The 24,015-nt window shown below is 26.9% G+C and carries 23 protein-coding genes; 20 read left to right on the top strand and 3 right to left on the bottom strand.

The features are described 5' to 3' along the window. The first annotated feature begins 55 nt into the window (after positions 1-55). The 7 genes from KGF46_RS09875 (at position 56) to KGF46_RS09905 (ending at position 9,245) form a co-directional block, all read left to right on the top strand. A complete protein-coding gene (locus KGF46_RS09875) occupies positions 56-2,050 on the top strand; it encodes an ATP-binding protein (protein ID WP_227828464.1) in 1,995 nt (664 codons plus the stop codon). Then, complete coding sequence (locus tag KGF46_RS09880) at positions 2,047-3,372, top strand: sigma-54-dependent transcriptional regulator (protein ID WP_227828465.1); 1,326 nt, start codon at positions 2,047-2,049, stop codon at positions 3,370-3,372. The genes KGF46_RS09875 and KGF46_RS09880 overlap by 4 nt, the downstream gene beginning before the upstream one ends. Positions 3,373-3,651: 279 nt before the next feature. Further along, positions 3,652-4,938 (top strand): sarcosine reductase complex component B subunit alpha, encoded by a 1,287-nt coding sequence (grdG, locus tag KGF46_RS09885; protein ID WP_227828466.1) that lies wholly within the window; start codon positions 3,652-3,654, stop codon positions 4,936-4,938. Between the two features lie 85 nt (positions 4,939-5,023). After that, the gene (gene grdF / locus KGF46_RS09890) at positions 5,024-6,331 is read left to right on the top strand and encodes a sarcosine reductase complex component B subunit beta (RefSeq protein WP_227828467.1); all 1,308 of its coding nucleotides are present in this window, start codon (positions 5,024-5,026) and stop codon (positions 6,329-6,331) included. A gap of 304 nt (positions 6,332-6,635) precedes the next feature. Then, positions 6,636-7,343 (top strand): LytR/AlgR family response regulator transcription factor, encoded by a 708-nt coding sequence (locus tag KGF46_RS09895; RefSeq protein WP_227828468.1) that lies wholly within the window; start codon positions 6,636-6,638, stop codon positions 7,341-7,343. A gap of 1 nt (position 7,344) precedes the next feature. Further along, complete coding sequence (locus KGF46_RS09900) at positions 7,345-8,730, top strand: sensor histidine kinase (protein ID WP_227828469.1); 1,386 nt, start codon at positions 7,345-7,347, stop codon at positions 8,728-8,730. A 71-nt stretch (positions 8,731-8,801) separates the two neighbouring features. Continuing rightward, the gene (locus KGF46_RS09905) at positions 8,802-9,245 is read left to right on the top strand and encodes a FlxA-like family protein (RefSeq protein WP_227828470.1); all 444 of its coding nucleotides are present in this window, start codon (positions 8,802-8,804) and stop codon (positions 9,243-9,245) included. Positions 9,246-9,506: 261 nt separating this feature from the next. Here KGF46_RS09905 and KGF46_RS09910 read toward each other — a convergent pair whose 3' ends face one another. Then, positions 9,507-9,731: a FeoA family protein gene (locus tag KGF46_RS09910; RefSeq protein ID WP_003423664.1), complete on the bottom strand. Its 225-nt coding sequence runs from the start codon at positions 9,729-9,731 to the stop codon at positions 9,507-9,509. A gap of 96 nt (positions 9,732-9,827) precedes the next feature. Next, positions 9,828-11,081 carry a sodium/glutamate symporter gene (locus tag KGF46_RS09915; protein ID WP_227828471.1) on the bottom strand — a complete coding sequence of 418 codons (1,254 nt, stop codon included), beginning with the start codon at positions 11,079-11,081 and terminating at the stop codon, positions 9,828-9,830. Positions 11,082-11,342: 261 nt separating this feature from the next. On the opposite strand from KGF46_RS09915, the gene add reads away from it, so the two are divergent. The 5 genes from add (at position 11,343) to KGF46_RS09940 (ending at position 17,852) form a co-directional block, all read left to right on the top strand. Continuing rightward, positions 11,343-12,332: an adenosine deaminase gene (add, locus tag KGF46_RS09920; protein WP_227828472.1), complete on the top strand. Its 990-nt coding sequence runs from the start codon at positions 11,343-11,345 to the stop codon at positions 12,330-12,332. A 74-nt stretch (positions 12,333-12,406) separates the two neighbouring features. Continuing rightward, on the top strand, positions 12,407-13,144 hold the full coding sequence (locus tag KGF46_RS09925) for an EcsC family protein (protein WP_227828473.1): 738 nt from the start codon (positions 12,407-12,409) through the stop codon (positions 13,142-13,144). Positions 13,145-13,341: 197 nt separating this feature from the next. Next, positions 13,342-14,493 carry a double-cubane-cluster-containing anaerobic reductase gene (locus tag KGF46_RS09930; protein WP_227828474.1) on the top strand — a complete coding sequence of 384 codons (1,152 nt, stop codon included), beginning with the start codon at positions 13,342-13,344 and terminating at the stop codon, positions 14,491-14,493. 22 nt (positions 14,494-14,515) lie between these two features. After that, on the top strand, positions 14,516-15,271 hold the full coding sequence (locus tag KGF46_RS09935; protein WP_227828475.1) for an acyl-CoA dehydratase activase: 756 nt from the start codon (positions 14,516-14,518) through the stop codon (positions 15,269-15,271). Positions 15,272-15,464: 193 nt separating this feature from the next. Further along, a complete protein-coding gene (locus tag KGF46_RS09940) occupies positions 15,465-17,852 on the top strand; it encodes a cell wall-binding repeat-containing protein (protein WP_227828476.1) in 2,388 nt (795 codons plus the stop codon). A gap of 229 nt (positions 17,853-18,081) precedes the next feature. Here KGF46_RS09940 and KGF46_RS09945 read toward each other — a convergent pair whose 3' ends face one another. Further along, complete coding sequence (locus KGF46_RS09945) at positions 18,082-18,315, bottom strand: ATPase (RefSeq protein WP_227433254.1); 234 nt, start codon at positions 18,313-18,315, stop codon at positions 18,082-18,084. Positions 18,316-18,591: 276 nt separating this feature from the next. On the opposite strand from KGF46_RS09945, the gene KGF46_RS09950 reads away from it, so the two are divergent. The 8 genes from KGF46_RS09950 to KGF46_RS09985 all read left to right on the top strand — a co-directional run bounded on the left by KGF46_RS09950 (position 18,592) and on the right by KGF46_RS09985 (position 23,786). After that, positions 18,592-19,182 (top strand): TetR/AcrR family transcriptional regulator, encoded by a 591-nt coding sequence (locus KGF46_RS09950; protein ID WP_227828477.1) that lies wholly within the window; start codon positions 18,592-18,594, stop codon positions 19,180-19,182. 113 nt (positions 19,183-19,295) lie between these two features. Further along, positions 19,296-20,141 carry an ABC transporter ATP-binding protein gene (locus tag KGF46_RS09955; protein ID WP_227828478.1) on the top strand — a complete coding sequence of 282 codons (846 nt, stop codon included), beginning with the start codon at positions 19,296-19,298 and terminating at the stop codon, positions 20,139-20,141. Beyond that, on the top strand, positions 20,138-20,821 hold the full coding sequence (locus KGF46_RS09960; RefSeq protein ID WP_227828479.1) for an ABC transporter permease: 684 nt from the start codon (positions 20,138-20,140) through the stop codon (positions 20,819-20,821). Before KGF46_RS09955 ends, KGF46_RS09960 begins: the two co-directional genes overlap by 4 nt. After that, the gene (locus KGF46_RS09965; protein ID WP_227828480.1) at positions 20,818-21,534 is read left to right on the top strand and encodes an ABC transporter permease; all 717 of its coding nucleotides are present in this window, start codon (positions 20,818-20,820) and stop codon (positions 21,532-21,534) included. Before KGF46_RS09960 ends, KGF46_RS09965 begins: the two co-directional genes overlap by 4 nt. A gap of 96 nt (positions 21,535-21,630) precedes the next feature. After that, positions 21,631-21,885: a helix-turn-helix transcriptional regulator gene (locus tag KGF46_RS09970; RefSeq protein WP_227828481.1), complete on the top strand. Its 255-nt coding sequence runs from the start codon at positions 21,631-21,633 to the stop codon at positions 21,883-21,885. Beyond that, on the top strand, positions 21,866-22,321 hold the full coding sequence (gene def / locus KGF46_RS09975) for a peptide deformylase (protein ID WP_227828482.1): 456 nt from the start codon (positions 21,866-21,868) through the stop codon (positions 22,319-22,321). The genes KGF46_RS09970 and def overlap by 20 nt, the downstream gene beginning before the upstream one ends. A 51-nt stretch (positions 22,322-22,372) precedes the next feature. Next, positions 22,373-22,834 carry a pyrimidine dimer DNA glycosylase/endonuclease V gene (locus tag KGF46_RS09980; RefSeq protein ID WP_227828483.1) on the top strand — a complete coding sequence of 154 codons (462 nt, stop codon included), beginning with the start codon at positions 22,373-22,375 and terminating at the stop codon, positions 22,832-22,834. Between the two features lie 49 nt (positions 22,835-22,883). After that, entirely contained in the window at positions 22,884-23,786 is a 903-nt protein-coding gene (locus tag KGF46_RS09985) for a radical SAM protein (RefSeq protein ID WP_227850407.1), read from the top strand. Positions 23,787-24,015 lie beyond the last annotated feature (229 nt).

Genomic DNA, 24,015 nt, shown 5'->3' on the forward strand with positions numbered 1-24,015 from the left:
GGATTTTGTTATTAAATATTGAATTTATATAAAAAAGAAAGATTGGAGTTTTAAGGTGAATAAAAAAAAGATAGTAATTATAGGGATTATTTATTCATTTTTAGTTGTAGTTTCACTCACAAATATGTATGTAGGCATGGAGTATAATTTGAATATATTTGAATATGTTAAGAAATCACTTCCATTTACAGAAGAGGAAAAACAATGGCTAAAAAAACATAAAAATTTAATTTATAGTTCTGACCAGAGCTCTCCTCCTCTTAGATATAAAGGTCAAGAAGATGGTCAATACAAAGGAATTGTTGTTGATTTAATTAATTCCCTATCAATCCAAATAGGTAGAGATTTCTATTTTAAACCAAATACATGGTGGAAAGAATCCTTTATAAATCCAGTGGATGATAGTATAAGATTTTTTGACTTAATTCCATCAAAAGAAAGAGCAAATAAGTTTATATTTACTGACCCCGTTTATACATTAAGTGCAAATATATTAAAAGATAAAAAAGCACAGAATATAAATAGTTATAGAGATTTAAAGGGAAAAACAATAGCAATACCAGAGGGTGACTATTCTATAAACTTTTTAAAAGAAAGAGTTGACAATATAGATATTGTGTTGACTCCAGATATAAAGACTGGAGTAAATTATTTAATGTCAGGCAAAGTAGATGCAGTTGTTGGTGATGAACCAGTATTACGATATTATGTGATAAACTATGAACTCTCAAAGAAATACAGTATTTTAAATACTCCTATTTATACCAAAAAGGCAGTTCTCGCTGTTCCTAAACAATATAAAGAATTAGTTGGTATTTTAAATAAGGGAATTTTTAAACTTCAGAAAAATGGTGTATATAAAGATTTAAATAAAAAATGGTATTCTATATATAATGAAGTCGATGATGTATTATATGATAGAGGAGTCATGCCAATCATTTATATTTTTATAGGCATAATTTTGATATCTATTTATATTTTTTATAGTTATACATATTTATTAAAAATAGAAATAAAAAGGAAAACAGAAGAAGTAATAGAAAATAAAAAGGCTTTAGAGGCCACATTTAATAGTATCACAGACATAATAATGCTTATAGATGACAATTACAATATAGTTGAATCAAATAAAGTATTCTATGATTTTATCAATGAGATACAATATAAAAAAGAAGAATTAATTGACATAATAAAAAATATTATTGAGAATACATTTTCTGAAAATACACATAAAACAAGTGAAATAGAACTGATTAATAAGATTTTGAAAATAAGTACTTTCCCTGTAGAATATAAAAAAAATAATATTGAATATATAGTAGCCGTGATTAAAGATATAACTAATGATAAAATAATAGAAGCAAAATTGCTGAGAGATAATAAAATGATATCTATAGGGCAATTAGCTTCTGGAGTAGCACATGAGATAAGAAATCCTCTAGGAATAATAAGAAATAATTGTTATCTTTTAAAAGATAATGTTACTATAGAAGAGGTAAATGATTGTGTAAAATCAATAGAAAGTAATGTAGATAGAGCAAGTAATATAATAACGAATTTATTAAATTTTGCAAGAATATCAGATGATAGTTTAGAAAATATAAATATAAGAAATTTTATTGAAAATATAGTCAAACTTCAGTATAAAGTTTTACAGTTAAAAGATGTTGAAATAAAGATAAACTGCAATAAGGATTTAGTGTGCTACATAAATGGAGAATCTTTGAAACACGTATTTATAAATTTAATATCTAACTCAGTAGATGCAATACATGAAGGCGGTAAAATTATTATAAATTGCTATGTGAAAGAGTGCTGTTTATTTATAGATTTTAAGGACAATGGTGATGGTATAAAAGAAAACGTTTTAAAGGATATATTTAATCCTTTTTATACCACAAAGCCAATTGGTGAAGGAACTGGATTAGGTTTGTACATTACATATAACGAGATTAAAAAGAATAATGGAGATATAAGTGTCAAAAGTCAATTGGGAGTTGGTACTTGTTTTTATATAAAAATTCCACTAAATAAAGAGGTGACTATATGATAAAGATACTAGTAGTTGATGATGAATTAGAGTATGGAACAATAATGAAAAAAATTTTGCAAAAGAATGGATATGTGGTAGATATAGCACTAAGTGGAGAAGAAGCTGTGAGTATTATTAAGAAAGATAAAAATTACGATTTGATTTTATCTGATGTTATGATGAAAAATATGGATGGAGTACAACTTTTAGATAGAATTAAATCTATTAATAAAAATATAGAAGTTATATTAGTTACTGGATATGGAAGTATTGAAAATGCAGTTGAAGCTATGAAAAGAGGAGCTTTATCTTATTTTATAAAAAGTAATCCTATTGAAACTTTATTAGAAGAAATTGAAAAAGTAAAAAGAGAAAAAGAAGTAGTTTGCACACAAAAAAATAATTTGGGCTTTACTTTAGAATCTAAAAATAAGGATTTTAATAATATAATAAAAATCGCAGAAAAAGCTGCCTGTAAAGATGTAAATATACTAATTCTTGGAGAATCTGGAGTAGGAAAAGATGTTTTAGCTAGATATATACATAGTCTAAGCCCAAGAAGAGATGAAATATTTGTACCTGTAAACTGTTGTTCTTTTTCCGAAAATTTATTAGAGTCTGAGTTATTTGGACATGAGAAAGGTTCTTTTACTGGAGCAATAGATAGCAGAAAAGGTAGATTTGAACTTTCAAATAGGGGTACTTTATTTTTAGATGAAATAGGAGATATACCTTTAAATGTGCAAGTAAAATTGTTAAGGACACTTGAAGAGAAATCTATAGAGAGAATAGGAAGTAATAAGTCTATTAAAGTTGACTTTAGATTAATTTGTGCAATGAATAAAGAACCTAAAATAGAAATATTAAATGGTAATATAAGAGAAGATTTTTTTTATAGAATAAGTACAATAACAATAACTATACCACCTTTAAGAAATAGAAGAGAGGATTTAAATACACTTATAGACTTTTTCTTAAATAAATACCAGATTGAACATGATAAAAAAATATCCTCAATTGATAAAGAAGTAGTGGATTTTTTGATAAATTACGATTATCCAGGGAATATAAGAGAATTAAAAAATATAATCAATAGATTAGTAGTTTTAAGTGAAGAAAGTAAGTTATCAAAAGACAATTTGAACTTAATATCAAACAATATAAACATAGATGATAAAATAAGTATTAGACCTCTAAGAGAAATAAGAAAAGAATTTGAGTGTGAATATATTGAAAAGGTTCTATCTCTATGTGGAAATAATATTTCAAATACAGCAAAAAAATTGGAGATTAGCAGAAGACAATTAACTAATAAAATATCAGAGTACAATATTAAGTGAGAAAAAAACTTCTCATGTACTGAGCAAAAAATTTCTCACAATTATTAAAAGATAAGTAGAAAAATTCTACTTATCTTTTTTATTATAATTTTTAAATTTAAGACTTACAATAATTATAGGTAGATTCAATGTTTATATAAGTAAAAAATGAAAATATCTATAGAATCAACATAAAAAAGCTATATTTTAAATAATTGGCATATAAAATGCTTTGTATATAAATAAACGTAATAATAAATATTTTTAATTGCGATTAAATGTATTAAGGGGGATTTTCATATGAAGCTAGAGCTAGGGAATATATTTATAAAAAATATTGAATTTGGAGAGAAAACAGAAGTAAAAGATGGCATATTATATGTGAATAGTAAAGAAATAGAACAGATAGCTTTAGAAGATGAAAGAATTGTAAGTGTAAATGTTGAACTTGCAAGACCTGGCGAATCAATAAGAATAGCACCAGTTAAAGATGTCATAGAACCTAGGGTTAAAATTGGAGATGAAAGCAAAATATTTCCTGGAATTATTAACAAAGTAAAGACTGTAGGAAGTGGAAGAACTCATGTACTTTCAGGAGCTTGTGTTATAACTTGTGGAAATATAGTTGGATTTCAGGAAGGTGTAATTGATATGAGTGGTCCTACTGCTAAATATACACCTTTTTCAAAAACAAATAATGTATGTATTGTGATAAAAGCAAAAGAGGGTATAGAAACTCATGATTATGAAGAAGCAGCTAGAATAGCTGGATTAAAGATAGGTGCATATATAGGAGAAGCAGGCAAGGAAATTGAACCAGATGAAATAATAGTATATGAAACAAAACCACTATTAAAACAAGTGAAAGAATATCCAGACCTACCAACAGTAGCATATGTCCATATGTTACAATCACAGGGACTTTTACATGATACTTATTATTATGGAGTTGATGCTAAGCAAATAGTCCCAACATTTATGTATCCAACTGAAATAATGGATGGAGCCATAATATCTGGTAATTGTGTTGCACCATGTGATAAAGTGACTACTTTCCACCATTTAAATAATCCAGTTATACATGACTTGTATAAAAGACATGGAAAAGACCTAAATTTTATAGGAGTAATTTTAACTAATGAAAACGTATTTTTAGTTGACAAAGAAAGAAGTTCTGATATGGTTGCAAAGTTAGTAGAATTTTTAGGTGTTGATGGAGTATTAGTAACAGAAGAAGGATATGGGAATCCAGATACTGACCTTATGATGAATTGTAGAAAATGTAGTGAAGTTGGAGCAAGTGTAGTTTTAATCACTGATGAGTTTCCTGGAAAAGATGGAAAGAGTCAATCTATAGCAGATGCTACGAAAGAGGCAGATGCACTTGTTTCTTGTGGTCAAGGAAACTTAGTAGTCCATTTTCCTGCTATGGAAAAAGTTATAGGAACTTTGGATTATGTAGAAATGATGATTGGTGGATATAAAGGATGCTTAAATGACGATGGAAGTATGGATGCGGAATTACAGATTATAATAGCATCAACTATAGCAAATGGTTACAATCATTTGACAGCAAGATATTATTAAATAAATATTTGAGTATAGATTATTGTTAATACCATTATTAATTTAATTGATGTAATAACTATAAATTGATTTGGAGGATTAAGATATGAGTAAAATCAGAGTTGTTCACTATATAAATAATTTCTTTGCTGGTATAGGAGGAGAAGAAAAAGCAGATATTCCACCAGAAAAAAGAACGGGAGTAGTAGGGCCTGGAATGGCATTTCAAAGTCAATTTAAAGACGAAGCGGAGATAGTTTCAACTGTAATTTGTGGAGACACATATTTTGGAGAAAATATTGAAGATGCTACTAGAGAACTTTTAAAAATGATAAAAGAAGAAAAACCTGATTTATTTATTGCAGGGCCAGCATTTAATGCAGGTAGATATGGAGTAGCCTGTGGAACTATTTGTAAAGCAGTTGAAGAAGAACTAAATATTCCTGTAGTCACAGGAATGTATAAAGAAAATCCAGGTGTAGATATGTTTAAACTAGATTTACACATAATAGCTACAGGAAATTCAGCAGCTAGTCTTAGAAAGGTAGTTCCAATAATGTCAAGACTAGGGCTTAAATTAGTTAATGGTGAAGAAGTAGGGCCTCCTGAGGTAGAAGGATATATAATGAGGGGAATAAGAAAAAATTTCTTCCATGAACTTAGAGGTTCTGAAAGAGCGATTGAAATGTTGGTTAAGAAAATGAATGGAGAAAAATTTGAGACTGAGTATCCAATGCCTGAATTTGATAGAGTTACACCTGTAGAGGCTATCAAAGACTTATCTAAAATAAAACTTGCATTAGTAACTTCTGGAGGTATAGTTCCAACTGATAATCCAGATAAAATCGAATCTTCAAGTGCTACTAAGTATGGTATTTATGATTTAACAGGCATGAATTCTATGTCAAATAAAGATTTTACAACTATACATGGAGGTTATGATAGAGCATATGTACTTGAAAATCCAAACTTAGTTGTGCCATTAGACGTGGTTAGAGAATTTGAAAAAGATGGTGTAATTGGAGAATTGGCAAATTACTTTATAACTACTACAGGGACTGGAACAAGTGTAGGTAATTCTAAGAGATTTGGAGAAGAATTTTCTAAAAAATTGGTAGAAGATAAAGTAGAGGCTGTAATTTTAACATCTACATGAGGTACTTGTACTCGTTGTGGAGCAACGATGGTAAAAGAGATTGAAAGAGCAGGTATAGCAGTTGTCCATGTTTGTACTGTAGTACCAATATCACTTACAATAGGAGCAAATAGAATTGTTCCAGCAGTAGGTATACCATATCCACTTGGAAATCCAAAGCTAGGGGAAGAAGAAAGTAAAAAAATTAGAAAGAACATAGTTTTAAAGGCCTTAAATGCATTAAAAGAAGATGTAGAAGATCAAACCGTATTTGAATAATAAAAATATAACACAACACTAAAATTAAAATAGATATCATAAAATAGTTTCTGAAAATTATTTTATGATATCTTTTTTTATTAAGTAATTTAAAAACATTGAATATATTTTTATATTTTTAAATTAAATTTACTAGAATGAAAGATTAAATTTAGAGTATTGATACATAAATTTAAATTAGATATACTATGAAAAGTAAAGTTATTCACTTTGGAACATATATTCAGCATATTAGAACAGATTAATTGAAATAAAGAAGTTAACTTTATATAATAAAATAATATGAGAAAGAAGGTGTTACATATTGATTTCAATTGCTATTTGTGATGATGAATCGTATATGTTAAATGATTTAAAAGAAAATATAGAGCTATATATGAATAGAAATAATTTATTGTATAATATAGAACTTTTTGATAAAGCTGAGACTCTATTATATAATCATGAAGTATTTGATATTATCTTTTTAGATATACAGATGGAAGGTATTAATGGAATGCAAGCAGCTAAAAAATTAAGGTCATGTGATAATGATTGCTTTATAATTTTTGTGACAGTTTTAAAGGAATTTGTATATGATGCTTTTGAAGTAGATGCTATAAATTATTTGATAAAACCATTGTCTAACGAAAAACTAGCTAAGACAATGGATAGGATAATTATAAAGCTGGAGAGTAATGAAAAGAATTATATAACAATACAAAAAGGGCACTCATATTGGAGATTGAAAATAGCAGATATTTTATATTGTGAAGTTATAAAAAGAAAGATTTATATCCATTTAAAAAAAGAAATTATTGATTATTATGAAACTATTGATAGTCTAGAAAGAAGCTTGCCAATAAATTTTTTTAGATGTCATCGTAGTTATATAATTAATTTACAATCTGTATATAGCTATGAAAATGGTAATGTAGTTATGGAAAATGGAGATATGATACCTGTTTCCAGGTTACGCCAACAAGAATTTTCTGAAGCTATGCTTAAGAATATGAAAAATAGGAGGAGATAACATGGCTAATTTACCTTATTCTAATTCATTATTAGAATATAGTATTTTATTCGTCTTTGCAATAGATAGAAGTCTAATAGCCATATTGCAATATTATTTTCTAATTAGTTTTACAAATACTAAGTCAAAATTTTGGTACTGTATTTTATACTTGTTAGTATCAGTTTTGTCAATTAGTATAAATACATATTTTAATTTATATAATTTATTTTATTCACAGCTTATATTTTTTCTACTGACTTTTTTGTTTGTAAAGTATGTAATAAAAAAATCTACAGTTTTATCTATAATATTATCTCTATTAGTATATGTAATTGAGCAGTTAGCATATGGATTTATGGCTCCATTTAATTATCTACTATTTATAAATAATACAGATATAAACATTTATAAATTTGTTGTAAATACGGAGATTTCATTTTTTATTACGATTATAATAGTTGGATTTATATATTGGTACAGTGCTAAAAAATTTAATATTAAAACTGTAAAATTTGATAGATATTCAATAATTTTAATAACTCCATTGTTACTCATAATATTATTTTGGCAATCATTTGAGAATACTGGTTATTCAAGTTCAACCATAAATATCGATACGAAACTTCAAACTGTAAAATTATTAATGAATACGTCTCTTACTAAAGAAATTCAAGCTTTCCTTTTTTCTTCAATTGGAATTATATGTGTGTTTTTCTCTTTATTTGAGTTTAAGAAATTGATGCAATATTTAAAAGAAGAGAAAAATAAAGCGATTTTAAATCAACAAATTCATTCTCAAAAAAATTACATTGAAGAAGCAAAATCTCGATTGTCACAAACAATGTCTTTTAGGCATGACTTTAACAATCATCTAGCTATTGTAAATGGACTGCTAAAAAAAGGCGAAATTTTAAAAGCACAAGAGTATTTAAATAAACTCGAAAAAATAACCAGTGACCTATCATTTTCTTGTAATACAGGAAATGTTGTAATTGATGCCCTTTTCAACAATAAATTAAGCATAGCAAAACAATTAGGAATACAGGTGGATTGTGATGTAATTATACCAAGTGATACTAGTATAAATGATGTTGACCTCTGTATAGTATTTGCCAATGCTATTGACAATGCAATTAAAGCCTGTAAACTTGTAGATAAACAAAATAGATATTTAAAACTCTCAACTAAACTAGAGGGTGGCTTTTTTATGATAGAAATAAAAAATAGTTATAATGCAGTAAATAATTACACAAGTGGCTCAGGTATCGGAATTTCAAATATAAGAGAGATTGCTAAGAAATATCAAGGGGCTATAAGTATAGAGAATACACAAGAGTATTTTCAAATAAATATATTACTAATTATTTCATTACACTGTACTGACATTTCAGAACAATTAACTTGAAAATAGAATTTGTAACCAATATTATATATGTAAATAAAAAGTTTAACATATAGAAATAGGAGGTTACTAAAATGAAAATTGGAAGTATAAATGGTCAAACACCAAGAACATCTAATATAGATGGTTCAAATAATAACCAAAGCGAAATACAAAGTTTAGAACAACAAAAAAAAGTATTACAAGAAGAACTGGAGAAAGTTAAGAGCAATAAAAGCATTGATAGTGAAATGGCTAAGTCAAAAATAGAAGATTTAAAAAAAGAAATAAAAGATATAGAAAGTAAAATTCAAGAACTAAAAGGAGAAAAAACACAAGAGTCAGATGGAGGACAAAATACTGTTTCTGAAGTGAAAAATAGTACATTAGATAGAAAAGAAGAAAATTCTAATAATAAAAATGCAAAAACACCGTGTGATGTTTTTGAAAAAGGCAATGAAGAAGAACAATGGGACAATACTTATAGCCTTGTTCAAGATGATAAAAATTTAAAAGTAAAATTTAATAGACCTATATAGTTTATCTAGAAAATTAACTTATTGAAATGGTAATTAGTATTTTATACTCTTAAGTAATAATTACATAAATATATTAATTGTAAATAAATATACTATATTTATTCAAATTTACATATAGCTTTACAACTATTATTTATAAATTTCTATTTTAAGTTTTATACCGAATATAAATATTAGTGAATATCCTCTTAAGTTTACTTATGGTTCTAATGCAAATAAAAAAAGAGATTTTAAAATCTCTTTTTTTATTTTTATTCTATATTAATTATTTTTTAAATTTATATTTTTTGCATCAGATTTTCTAATAGCTAAATCAAATCCTCTAAATCTAATCACTATCGGATCATTAAGAGGGGCTATTTTTTTTACTTCAACTTCAGTGCCATCTATTAATCCTAAAGCAAGAAGTCTCTTCATAAGTTTTTCATTCCCAGCTATATTATCTATAATTCCCTTTTGCCCAAGTTTTAAGTTGTAAACAGTCATTATTAACACCTCCTAATGAAAATCATTATCAAGTTCTATATTTATAATATATAATAAAAAAGCTAAATTGTCAATATATAACAAAAAATAAACATACTAACTCAGTATGTTTATAAAAAGTAGTATACAAGGGATACTAATGGCATCTAGTAAAAAACCACTTACTAAGGGAACAACCAAAAATGCTTTTGGAGAATCTCCATATTTTTGTGTTAAAGAGCTCATATTGGCTAAAGCATTTGGAGTAGCACCTATTCCATGTCCAATTAAACCACTTATTATGATGGCAGAATCAAAATCTTTTCCAAGTATCCTAAAACAAATAAATACTGAAAATAAAATTATAAAGATTACTTGGAAAGTTACTATTAAGAGAATTGGAGGCAATAGTGTTGATAATTCAAATAAATCTATATTCATAAGCGATAATGTTAGAAAAATTCCTAATGAAAGTTCTTTTAGAAACTCTATAAGTTTAAAGTTTAACTCTAGTATATTTATCTTGTCATTTAAATTTCTAAAAATAACTGCTGAAAACATACAAGTCACAACAGAAGGTAAAAGAATGTTACATGTCATATAAAATATTCTACTTATAATTTCGCCTGTATTTATACAAATAAATATAAGAAGAACTTGCTCTAAAAATATAGTAGGATTTATAGTTTGAGAAAATTCGTTTTTGATTGCTCTATTTTTGCTTCTAAAAAATTTATTTTTTAATCTCATTGAATCTTTTTTATATCTAAAACCTGATAAATCTATTTTTGTTGAAGGTTGCAATTTATATTTTTCTATCAGAAATCTAGCAACAGGACATCCTAATATCCCACCTATAATAAGACCTATTGTTGCAGCAGATAAACCAACACCAACTGCACCATCTACACCAAGACTTTCTATTGTAAGTCCAAATGCAGCTGAATAACCGTGACCACCTTCCATAGATACATTACCACACATAAGCCCTAAAAGTGGTTCAAATTTTATAATTTTTGATATTGATATAGCTATAATGTTTTGACAAAAAGCTAGTATTCCGCATAAAATCCAATATCTAAATAATACACTACCACCTTTTTTTATAAGGTTTATGCTTATTTCAAGCCCAATAGTTGTAAAAAAGAAAGTTATGAAATTTGGCATTAAGTTTCCACTTACAGATATGTCTGCTATATGAAAATATTTAAGAAATAAATTTAAAAAACAAAATAATAGACCTCCTATTACTGGTGCAGGTATACAGAAGTTATTTAAAAATTTAATCTTATTTTTTAACAGATTACCAATTAAAAAGAATAGCATAGATAAGGTTAAAGTTTGTACAGTATTAAAAGTTAAAGTAATCAAAATAAATCCTCCTTGTAATTTAAAATCGTCTTTGTATAATTTAAATTATTATGTAATGGAATTTTTACTATCAAATGTATATTAATAAATGTATATTAAAAAAAATCAATGGATATAATTAGATAATCATAAATTAAATAAGAATATTTTACTAATATACAGCTTTTAACATGAAAAATTTTAGTATATTGTTATAATAGAAATAAGACTTAAAAATTTATCAATAAGATATGTTATTTATAAGTGTAAAAGGAGGATAAAATGTTTGAAAATTTACCTAAGGTAGAATTGCATTGCCATTTAGATGGAAGTGTTAGAGTGGAAACTATATTTGATATAGCGCTTAAAGAGAAAATAGATTTGCCTTCAGATAATATTAATGAAATAAAAAAATTATCGAAGGTTCCACATGATTGTACTTCACTTGATGAATATTTAAAAAGATTTGATTTACCTCTAAAAGTTATGCAGTCTAAAGAAAGTTTAAAAAGAATTACTTTTGAACTTTTGGAGGATGCAAGTAAAGAAAATATTAAATATATAGAAATTAGATTTGCTCCATTACTTCATATTCAAAGAGGGTTGAGTATTAAGAGCATAATTGAAAGTGTAGTTGAAGGAATTAGAGATGCTGAAAGTCTTTATGATATAAAAGGGAATTTAATATTAGGTTGTATGAGAACAATGACCCCAAAAGAGGCATTATTGGTAATTGAAGCAGGTAAATCCTTTATAAATAGAGGTGTTGTAGCGGTAGATTTATGTGGTCCAGAGAAAGAAGGCTTTTGTAATGAATATGAAGAAGCTTTTAAACTAGCAAGAGATTATGGATATAAAATTACAGTGCATGCAGGAGAAGCAGCAAGTGGAAAAAATGTATTAGATGCTATAAGTATTTTAAAGGCAGATAGAATTGGTCATGGTATAAAAATTAATGGAGAAAAAGAAGCATACGATTTAGTTAAAAATAAAAAAGTATTACTGGAAATATGTCCAACCAGTAATGTACAAACTAAGACAGTAGATTCTTATAAAACACATCCATTTTACGATTTTTATAAAGATAATTTACCTGTAAGTATAAATACTGATAATAGAACTGTATCAGATATAAGTTTAAATTCAGAACTAAATCTAATATTTGATATATTTAATCTAAGTTTAGAAGACTATAAAATAATTTATAAAAACACAGTAGAAGCAAGTTTTGCAGATAAAGAAACTAAAAAATATTTATATAGTCTAATTTAGTAGGTTAAATAGATTAAAAATTTAAATTAATTAAGTAAGTTAATTAAACATATATTTTAGAGTAGGAGATAAATTTGAAAAATTATAAAGAGATTTCTTATAATGAATTAGCAAAAAAAGAATTAGAACAATGGAAGAAAGATATATTGAAAAAACCGTCTATATTTGATAAAGCTTCAAAAGGTATACAAAATAAATTCAATGGAGTGTTGCCAGATAAATACCATGAAATAATGACTTCTTCAATAAAAGGAATGACAAAAACTGTATTTTTTGGATATAAATATGCTACAAAGTCACCAATTAGAAATATATCCTTAGAAGAAAGGGAAAAGTTAGTTGAAGAAAAGGCTAAAAATTATAAAACTACAGCAATGATTGAAGGAGCAGGTACAGGAGCTGGAGGTATTTTTTTGGGGCTTTCTGATTTTCCTCTACTTTTAGGTATTAAGATAAAATTTTTATATGATGTTGCTTCAATATATGGATATGATGTTAAAGATTATAGAGAAAGAATTTATATACTAAGTATATTGCAGTTGGCTTTTTCTAGTCAATCGAATATAAATACAACATTTAAATTGATGAGTAATTGGGATGAGTATATAAAAAATTTACCAAATGATATCAATGATTTTGATTGGAGAACATTTCAGCAAGAATACAGGGATTATTTAGATTTAGCTAAACTTTTGCAACTAATGCCTGGAATAGGGGCATTTGTAGGATTTTATGTAAATGGAAAATTAATTGATAAATTACATGAAACAGCAGTATTTGCTTATAGATTGAGGATTAGAGAGCTTAATTGATAAATGGTAAAATTTTTAAATAGATATAAAATATATCTATATATATATTGATTTGCATTGATAAAAACAATGATGGATGAAAGGTAAAGCATGATAAAATCTAATGTAGAGGTTTGTATTTTAATGGAAATATTTACGTTTTATTGTTTAAAATACAAAATGAATTATAAAGAGAAGTAATTGGGAGGAATATTTTCATGGCAAATTTACCAAAACAATTTGATAGTTTTAATGAAGCTAGACAAAAAGGATTTATAAATGCAAAGGAACTTAAAGAAAGTGGGAAAAAAATGGTTGGAGTGTTCTGCACATTTACTCCAGTTGAGATTCCAATGGCAGCAGGAGCAACAGTAGTAGGTGTTTGTGGAGTTAGTGAAGAACCAATTCCAGATGCAGAAAAAGTGTTACCAAGAAATCTTTGTCCTTTAATAAAATCAAGTTATGGGCATGCAATAACAGATACATGTCCATATTTCTATTTTTCTGATTTATTAATAGGAGAAACTACTTGTGATGGCAAGAAAAAAATGTATGAAGAGCTTGCAAAGGTTAAACCAACATATGTAATGCATTTACCAAATACTGCAAAAGGTAAGTTTGCTTATAAGCTTTGGAAAGATGAAATGGTAAAATTAAAAGATGAGGTTGAAAAATCTTTAGGCGTGACTATAACAGAAGATGATATAAGAGCGGCCATAAAAGATAAGAATGAAGAGAGAGAACTTTTAAAAGAGTTTTATGCACTTGGTAAATTACAACCATCTGCACTTACAGGTCTTGAACTTCATAATGTACTATATCAAGCAGGTTTTAAATTTGACCGTACTGAACTTAAGCAATCTTTAAGAAAAGTTATAGATGATATGAAAGAAAGATATGAAAAAGGAGAATGTCCAGTTACAAAAGATAAACCAAGAATTCTTATAACAGGTTCTCCAATTGGTGGAATAAGTGAAAAGATAGTTAAAACTTTAGAAGATGCTGGAGCATCAGTTGTGGCATATGAACTTTGTGGAGCTATAAGATCAAATGATTTATTAGTTGATGAAGAAACAGAAGATGTGTATGATGCTTTAACACAAAAATACATAAATATAGGTTGTTCTTGTATGATGAACAATGACCATAGGATTGAACTACTAGATAGAATAATAGATGAATATAATGTAGATGGTGTAATAGATGTAGTTTTACAAGCCTGTCATACATTTAATATAGAAAGTTACAGAGTAAGAGAATTTGTTACAAAAGAAAAAAATAAGCCATTTATGTCTCTTGAAACTGATTATTCAAAATCAGATACTGAACAATTAAGAACTAGATTTGAAGCGTTTGTAGAGATGTTATAGGAGAGTAATAATAGGAGGGGTTATGTTTAGTATAGGAGTGGACTCAGGGTCAGTAGCAACAAAAGGTGTGTTATTTGATGGTGAAAAAATTGTCAAAAAAATAATTATACCAACTGGATGGAGCCCTAAAAGTACATCTAAACAAGTTTATGAGTTGTTAAGCGATGGAATTGATAAAAAAGATATAAAAAAAGTAGTAGGTACAGGCTATGGCAGAGGGGTAATGGACTTTGCCGATAAGAAAGTAACAGAAATAACGTGTCACACTAGAGGCGTTTACTTTTTAAATGAGAATGTAAGGACTATTTTAGATGTAGGTGGTCAAGATAGTAAAGTTATAAATTTAGATAGAGATGGAAATGTATTTAATTTTATAATGAATGATAAGTGTGCTGCTGGTACTGGTAGGTTTTTAGAAATTACCTCTAATCTTTTGGGAAGTGATATAGAAAGTATTGATACGCTAGCTCAAGGAAATGAACCAGTTAATATATCTAGCATGTGTACAGTTTTTGCAGAGTCCGAAATAGTAAGTCTCTTAGCTCAAAATATTTCTACTGGAGATGTAGCAGCAGGAATACTTAAATCTATTGCAAATAAGTCAACATCGATGTTGGCAAGAGGAGAAATAGTAGATGAAGTTGCATTTACTGGAGGTCTTGCGAAGAGTAAAGTATTAGTAAAAATGATAGAAGAAATATTAGATAAAAAAATATTTATTGCAGAAGATACTCAGATAATAGGAGCATTAGGGGCTGCAGTAATTGGATTTAAATAAAAATATCTTAAAGAATAAAATAAAAAGCTGAATTTATCCAAGATAATTTCAGCTTTTTATTTTATTCTATTTATTTTTAAAGGAAAACTTTGGTATAATTGATTTAAATGATTATATATTTAGAAATAATTAATATTTAGTCATATATAGTATTAAATTTTTAAAAATTAGCTCGAAGTTAGGGGGAGAAAGTATGAAAAAGTTTGCTTCAAGAAAAGCATCAAGGTTTATTGCATTATTTTTAATATCTATTTTAGTAATGTCAACGATTCCTGTATCAGCTGAAAATGGAAATACATTGAATCAGATAAAAAAAGCTGAATACAGTGAGACCTATAAACAATATCTAGAAGATGCTAAAAATGGACGTACAGAAAAATATAATGGGATTATACCAAATCCATATCAATTGGAAGGTACTAAAGTTCGAAGTAAAGGAAGAACAGCTCCAGCATCTTATGACCCAAGAAAGTTGGGATTAATGACCTCAATAAAAAATCAAGAAAATCTTGGAATATGCTGGGATTTTGCAGCCATGGCAACTTTAGAAAGTTTTCTAAAATTAAAGAATTATGGAGACTATGATTTATCAGAAGAACATTTAAGATGGTGGGCTTCAGAAGGTGAATATGGATGGACTGTAAATGATATGGATGGTGCTTTAAATTATGAAGCTATGGGATACTTAACATCTTGGTCAGGTCCTAAATTGGAAAAAGATATTCCATATAACGGTAAAATATCTAAAGCACAAGGAGCAACAAAACCAGCTAATATGAATACAGCACCAACTATTTTTAATGTAACAGATGCTGTATGTGTAAGTAATGATATGAACTCTACAAAAAATGCTATATTACAGTATGGAGCAGTAACATCAGGTTATTATGAAGATATTAAGTATCAAAGTGAAGACAACAATTCATATTATTGTCCAACAAAAAGTTTCAATACTAACCATGCTATTTCAGTTGTAGGTTGGGATGATAATTATTCTAAAGATAACTTTAATTCAAGTAATAGACCATCAAAAAATGGTGCATGGCTAATAAAAAATAGTTGGGGAGATTATAATTCTGAACGTGGATACTTCTGGATATCTTATGAAGATAAGACACTTATGTCTGATATAGATAATTTCTCAATCAGAGGAGGTCAAAAACCTAATGATGATGAAAAAATGTATCAACATGACTACGCAAGTATTGTTCCTTTAATTTCAAATAAAATAACAGCTGCAAATGTATTTGACTTTAATAGGGGAGATGAGACTCTAAAATCTGTAATGTTTTTAACTGAGAGTATAGGAGCTAAGTATGAAATATATTATGCTCCAGTAGTAAATAGCATACCTCAAGAAAATAATATGAAAAAATTAAAAGAGGGTACTACGCAATATTCAGGATACATAACCGTTCCAATCGATTCTTTTGATATACCAGAAGGAAAAGGTGCTATAGTAGTTAGCATAGAAGATAAAAATGGAGAATCAACTATAGGTTCTGAATCAAATGTGCCAGGTTATGATACGTTTAAAGCAAAAGCAAACTTAGGAGAAAGTTACATTATAGATAGTACTGGAAAATTCTATGATATAAATAGAGATAGCAAGTTTTATCCATGTAACTTTACTATAAAAGCTGTTACAGAAAAATCTTCTGATGAAAGTATTCCAAATGAATCTTTAATTGGTAGTGATAGATATGAAACTGCCATTAAAGTTAGCCAAAATGGATTTAGTTCTTCAGAAAATGTAGTTTTAGTAAATGGAGGTTCAATAGTAGATGCATTGGCAGCAACTCCTTTTACATCTGCCATCAATTCACCGATACTATTAACACAAAAAGAAGCTTTGAATTCAAAAACTAAAGCTGAAATACAGAGATTAGGTGCAAAAAAAGTATACTTAATAGGTGGAGAAAATTCCATAAGTAAAGAAACTGAACAACAATTAAAAAACTTAAATATATCAACTGAAAGAATATCAGGAAGTGACAGATATAAGACAAGCTTGCTATTAGCTCAAAAGTTGAATAGTATAAAAAATGTCTCTCAAATAGCTGTTGTAAATGGTGTAAAAGGTTTAGCTGATGCAATTAGTGTAGGTGCAGCCGCAGCAGAAAATAATATTCCAATTATACTTGCAAATGAAAAAAGCGAATTGCAAGGAGCAGATGAATTTTTAAACTCACTAAATATAGAGAAGTCTTATATTATTGGAGGTACAGTATCCTTATCAACTAGTTTGGAAAGTAAACTTAAAAACCCAACTAGATTATCTGGTAGTAGTAGAGACGAAACAAATTCAAAGATAATAGATAATTTTTATAAAAAAGATACTTTGAAAAATGCATATGTAGTTAAAAATGGAATAAAGAGTCAAAATGATTTAATAGACGGTCTAGCAGTTGGTCCTCTAGGAGCAAAAAATGGGTCACCAGTAATTTTGGTTGGTGATAAATTAGCTGATAGTCAAAAAGATATTCTTAAAAATAAAACTTTAGAAAAAGTAACTCAAGTTGGTGGAGGTGCAAATCAAAACGCCTTTAAGGAGTTAGTAAAATTAAAAAGTGTTAAATAAGATACTAGTAGATTAATATATTTCTAGTAGATAATGACAAATTGAAGCTGTAAATAGCCATTTTGAATTATTGATAACTGAAACAATCAATAATTATAAGATTCTATTTACAGCTTTAAATATACGTATTAATATTTTCAATGTATAAAATGTATAAATAGAAAAGGGTTATTTTTATATAGAAAGTCTTACATACTATATAAAAATAACCTGTATTTAATTAACCTTTTTATATAGTTCTAATAGCTATTATAGAGCTAAGTGGTAAATATAGTGTGTAAGTCTCGTTTAAAGATGGATTAGATTCGTCTATATATCTTGAACAAAGTGTAATTGATAAGCTGTCTGCTTCTATAATTTCCCCATATAGAGGGCAACTGCTAAAATAAGAATTTACTTCAACATATTTATTTAAGTTTTCTTGAACAAAATCATAAAAACGATTTTTTGTAGTAGTAGTCATAAAATCAACTCCTTCATTTTTTATTAAAAATGGAACATTTAAAAAGATAAATATGATTACTGCTATTAGAAACTAAGTTAAAAAATAAGCAAATAGATATGAAAATAGAATAATATATTATTTATATTTTAATTATAACATTATAGAATAAAAAAAGCTATATAAAATTCAGAATTTTCGAAGATTTTTAATAGAATTAATAAATTTATTGACATTAAAGAGTAAAAGAATTATATTGACTATAAAGATTAATTTAGTCAAATAGGAGATGAGAGGATGCCTAAATCATATTCTGATAAAGAAAGAGAGTACATAGTTAAAAGACTTAAAGAAGAGGCTAGTTTGTGTATTGAGCAATATGGTATTAGAAAAACTACTGTTGATGAACTTGTAAGGCGAGTAAAGATTCCAAAGGGAACTTTTTATCTGTTTTTTCAATCGAAAGAATTACTTTTTTTTGAAGTATTGAAAGATATACATGATTCAATACAAAACCAAATGTTATACGAATTAAAAAAACTTGATGAAAGTGTTACATATGATAAGTTGACAGATATATTTATGAAATTTTATAAGCTAGTTGATGATACTTCAATTTTAAATCTGTTAATTAATGGAGAGTTTGAAATACTAATGCGAAAATTACCAGATTATATAATTGAAGAACATTTTAAGCATGATGATTTTGAAATTAGTAAGATGATATCTTATATACCAAATGCAAAAAATAAACATGTAGAAAACTTTAGTGGGGCATTTAGAGCAGTATTTCTTACTATGTTATACAAACATGAAGTTGGTGAGAATTGTTTTGATGATGCTTTAAGATTGATGATAAGAGGTCTAGTTATACAACTTATGGAATAAATTTTTAAACTTGTTTGCTAGTATTTTTACTAAAAAGTATTAACAAACAAAAAAATTGGTTTTTATTGACTATATAATTAAATTAGTCAAATATATAAAAAGGTGGGATAAAAATGATTAAAGTTGATAATTTATCATTTAGTTATACAGATAAAAAATTTTTACAAAATATTAATTTTGAAGTGGGAAAAGGAGAAATACTAGGATTTTTAGGACCATCTGGAGCAGGTAAATCAACATTACAAAAAATTCTAATTGGTATGATAACCAATTATGAAGGAAGTGTACTTGTAAATGGAATAGAAAGCAAAAAACATTCAAATAAATTTTATGAGAATATAGGAGTTGATTTTGAATTTCCTAGTTTATATGAAAAATTAACTGCAATAGAAAATTTAAAATACTTTGGTTCTTTATATTCTAAAAAATTACTACCAATTGGAGAACTACTAAAATCAGTAGGATTAGAAAATGAAGCAAATAAAAAAATATCGGAGTATTCAAAGGGGATGAAATCGAGATTAAATTTTATAAAAGCTTTATTACATAATCCAGATATATTATTTTTAGATGAGCCAACAAGTGGTCTTGACCCATCAAATAGTAAGATTATGAAAAATATGATTCTATCAGAAAAATCTAAAGGTAAAACTATTATTTTAACAACTCATAATATGTTGGATGCAACAGAACTTTGTGATAGGGTAGCATTCATTGTAAATGGGAAAATATCTGCATTAGGTACACCACATAATCTTATTATGTCAAAAGGTGCTGTTAAAATTAGATATACATATTTTGATAATGGAGAAAAAATTTCTGAATGTTTTTTAAGTGATACTAGTAACGACAAAAAATTAAATATGCTTATTAAGGAAAATAAGCTCTTATCAATACATAGTAGTGAACCAACATTAAATGATATTTTTATTGAGATAACAGGGAGGAATTTACAATGAGATTAAAAAATCTTATCTTAGGAGATATAAAGTTTCAATTTAAATATGGATTTTATTTTTTATATGTTGTTTTAAGTATTGTATATATTTGTTTGCTTAATGCATTTCCACCATTATTGAGAGAAAAGGTAGCTATAATTATGATTTATTCTGACCCAGCAGCAATGGGATTATTTTTTATGGGAGCAATTGTACTTCTTGAGAAGAGTCAAAGAGTTTTAAATTCTCTAGCGGTATCTCCAATAAAAATATCAGAATATATTTTATCAAAGGTGATTTCATTGTCAATGATATCTAGTATTGTAGCTATGGTAATTGCAATTACAGCAAATTTAAATAATATTTTGATAGTAATTATAGGAACCTTCTTTGCATCGATAATATTTTCATTACTTGGGCTTATATTTGCAAGTAGAGCATCAAGTTTAAATCAATTTATTGTTTTAACTATTCCTGCTGAGATTGTCTGCTTTGTGCCACCAATAATTAATGTATTGATGGATTTAAATGTATTTACTAATTTGTATCCTTTCAATATATGTATTTCTCTTATTAGTGGAGATAAAAATTCTTTAGTAACTAATATATTAATTTTAATATTGATGACTATAATAGTTTATTTCATAACATATTATTTTGTTTGTAGTATTTGGAAAAAGGTAGGTGGTATAAAGTTATGATAAAAATTATTAATGCTTTTAGACAAGAATTTGAGCAAATAAAATGTGATGCTATGCTTTTTGTAGTATGCATTTCTCCAATATTATGTGGAGGTCTTATAAAATTTGGAATACCATTAATTCAGAATATATTAATTGATAGCTCTTATTATCAATTAACTTTAGAACCATATTTTTTAGTATTTGACTTGCTTTTAGCTTTCATAACACCTTTTATGTTCTTTTTTGCTTCTACTATGGTTATGTTAGGAGAAATTGATGATAATATTTCAAAGCACTTGATAATCACTCCTATTGGAAAAAGTGGTTATCTTATTTCAAGACTTGGAATACCAGCTATCCTAGCATTTGTCATTACAGTAATTTTATTACTAACTTTTTCGCTAACTAAAATTTCTTTTTTATTAAATTTAGCGATTTCTTTAGTAGCTTTGATGCAAGGAATTATTATATCAATATTAATAACTTCTTTATCATCAAATAAATTAGAAGGTATGGCACTTACAAAGTTATCAGGTCTTTTTATGTTAGGTATTCCAGCACCATTTTTTATTTTAAATAAAATACAGTATATTTTATTTTTCTTACCATCATTTTGGTTAGCAAAGGCATTTAAGGATAGTAACTACATATATATTTTTATCTCATTTATTGTATCATTAATTTGGATTGTTTTATTACTTAAAAAATTCAATAAAAAAATATCTAGTTAAATAGATTATTAAAATAAATGTAAGGTTGACTTGACATAAAAATTGGAAAATGTTACAGTTTAAATGTAAGGTTAACATTACATGAATGGAGTATATATGAAAAATAAAATCAAGGTATTAAGAGAAAAATTGGGGTTAACGCAAGAACAACTAGGAGAATTAGTAGGAACATCTAGGCAGGCTATAAATGCTATAGAGACTGGTAAAAATGAACCTTCAATATGGTTAGCATATGATATTTCAAGAGTTTTTAATGAACCAATTGAAAATATATTTTTATTTGAAGAGAGTGAGAGAAAATCAAGAGCTCAGACAAGTAGGGGGGAATATTATGGCTCTAAGAGAGATTAGAACTTTTGACGATGAAATTTTAAGAAAAAAGAGTAAGAATGTAGAAAAAGTAGATAATAAGATAAGAGACCTATTAAATGATATGGCAGAAACGATGTACAACACGCCAAATGGTGGGGGGTTAGCTGGGTGTCAAGTAGGAATATTAAAACGTTTAGTTGTTATAGATTTAGGAGAGGGACTTATTAAACTTGTTAATCCTGAAATTATTAAAGAAGAAGGAGAGCAAATTGTTGTTGAAGGTTGCTTAAGTTTTCCTGATGTATGGGGAAAATTAAAAAGACCTAAAAAAGTCACAGTTTCAGCTTTAGATGAGAATGGTGAGAAAATAACAATTAAAGGCTCAGGACCCATGGCAAAATGTCTTTGTCACGAGATAGACCATTTGAATGGCATAGTTTTTACAGATAAACTTATTGAACGTGTGAAACTATAATGTAATTTAAGTACTAAATTTAGAGAATATTTTATAGTGAGGAGTTAAATTATGAGATTATGGCATAAGGATTTAATTGATGTATTACCTAAAAATCAATTAGTAAGTCAATGGAGAGAACTATTCGCTATAAAAGGTTCTATAGAGAAAAAAGGTACTCCAAATCATCTATTAGTAAATAAAGTATTAAATTATAGTATAGATGAATTTAAATTTTATGCAAAAGTTATACATGATGAAATGGTGAAAAGGGGTTATAGACCTAATGAAACTAAGTTTATAGAAATGCTAAAATGGAATAATAACAATTTTTCAATGGATGTATCTGTATTACATAATCTAAATTTAGAAACTTTATATAGAGATTGGCATAATGAAGTATATTTAAAACAATGTCTATATAATTTAGAAGAAAAAGCAATGTGTGGAGGAATATCCATGAATGAATGGAATATATTACTTTGTAAATACGGTGATGACTATGACTTATGGTATGGTAATAGCTTACTTTAATTACTATAATTTAATATTATGGTATGATTAGATGTAAAGAGGTGATTGTTTGTATAATAAAGTAAAATATACTCCAATAAATTGTGAAACTGCTTGTAATAAACTAAAAAGAAGTATGCCGTATAAATGGGATTTAAATATTTATCGTGGTTGCGAACATGCATGTAAATATTGTTATGCTATTTATTCACATAAGTATATGAATTCTAGTAATTATTTTGAAGAAATTTATGTAAAAACAAATATAATAGAAAAACTTGAAAAACAATTGAGTAGTAGTAAATGGAATAGAGAAGTAATTAATATAGGGGGAGTGACAGATAGCTATCAGCCTATAGAAGCTGAGTATAAGATTATGCCAGAAATATTGAATCTATTAATCAAATATAAAACCCCAGCGATTATTTCTACAAAATCAGATTTAATTTTAAGAGATTATGATTTGATTGATAAATTATCTAGAATTACATATATTAACATAGCTTCTACAATTACAACAGTAGATGAAAAGACACAAAAGCTCATTGAACCGAATGGAGTAGATTCAATGAGAAGATTTAAAATGTTAAAGGAATTTAGAAAAACTAACGCTTCAGTTGGTCTTCATATTATGCCAATTATACCTTATATTACAGATAATTTTGATAATATAAATTCATTGTTTAGATACGCAAAAGAAAGTAATGTACACTATGTGTTACCTGGAACTTTGTATTTAAGAGGTGTAACTAGAGGTGTTTTTTTTGACTTCATTAAAAAAGAATTTCCTGATTTATTTGATAAATTATCAATACTATATAGTACAGGTTCAGCAAATAAAGAATATAAAAATCAACTATATAAAATGGTCAATCAACTTAGAAACAAGTACTCTTTATCAAGTAGTTATGCCAAAATAATGAAAGAAAAATTAAAACATTCAGGCGATATTCAGTTGTCTTTTTTTGATTAATTTTATATATAATAAGGTACTTTTAAATTGACTATTATAAATTATCTAAACCAAAATTCATTGACAAATAAACATAAATAAATATATAATGTATCTATAAAATAAAAATATGAAAGGATGATGTTGTTCGGCGTACTTGATATCATAAAATCGTTGATGTAAGTATTGCTGGAAAAGAGTAGATAAAATCAAATTTAATAAGTAAACAAAATAAAGCGATAGTTTTATT

Origin of the sequence: Clostridioides sp. ZZV14-6153 (genome assembly GCF_020657855.1) — a bacterium.
GTDB lineage: Bacteria > Bacillota > Clostridia > Peptostreptococcales > Peptostreptococcaceae > Clostridioides.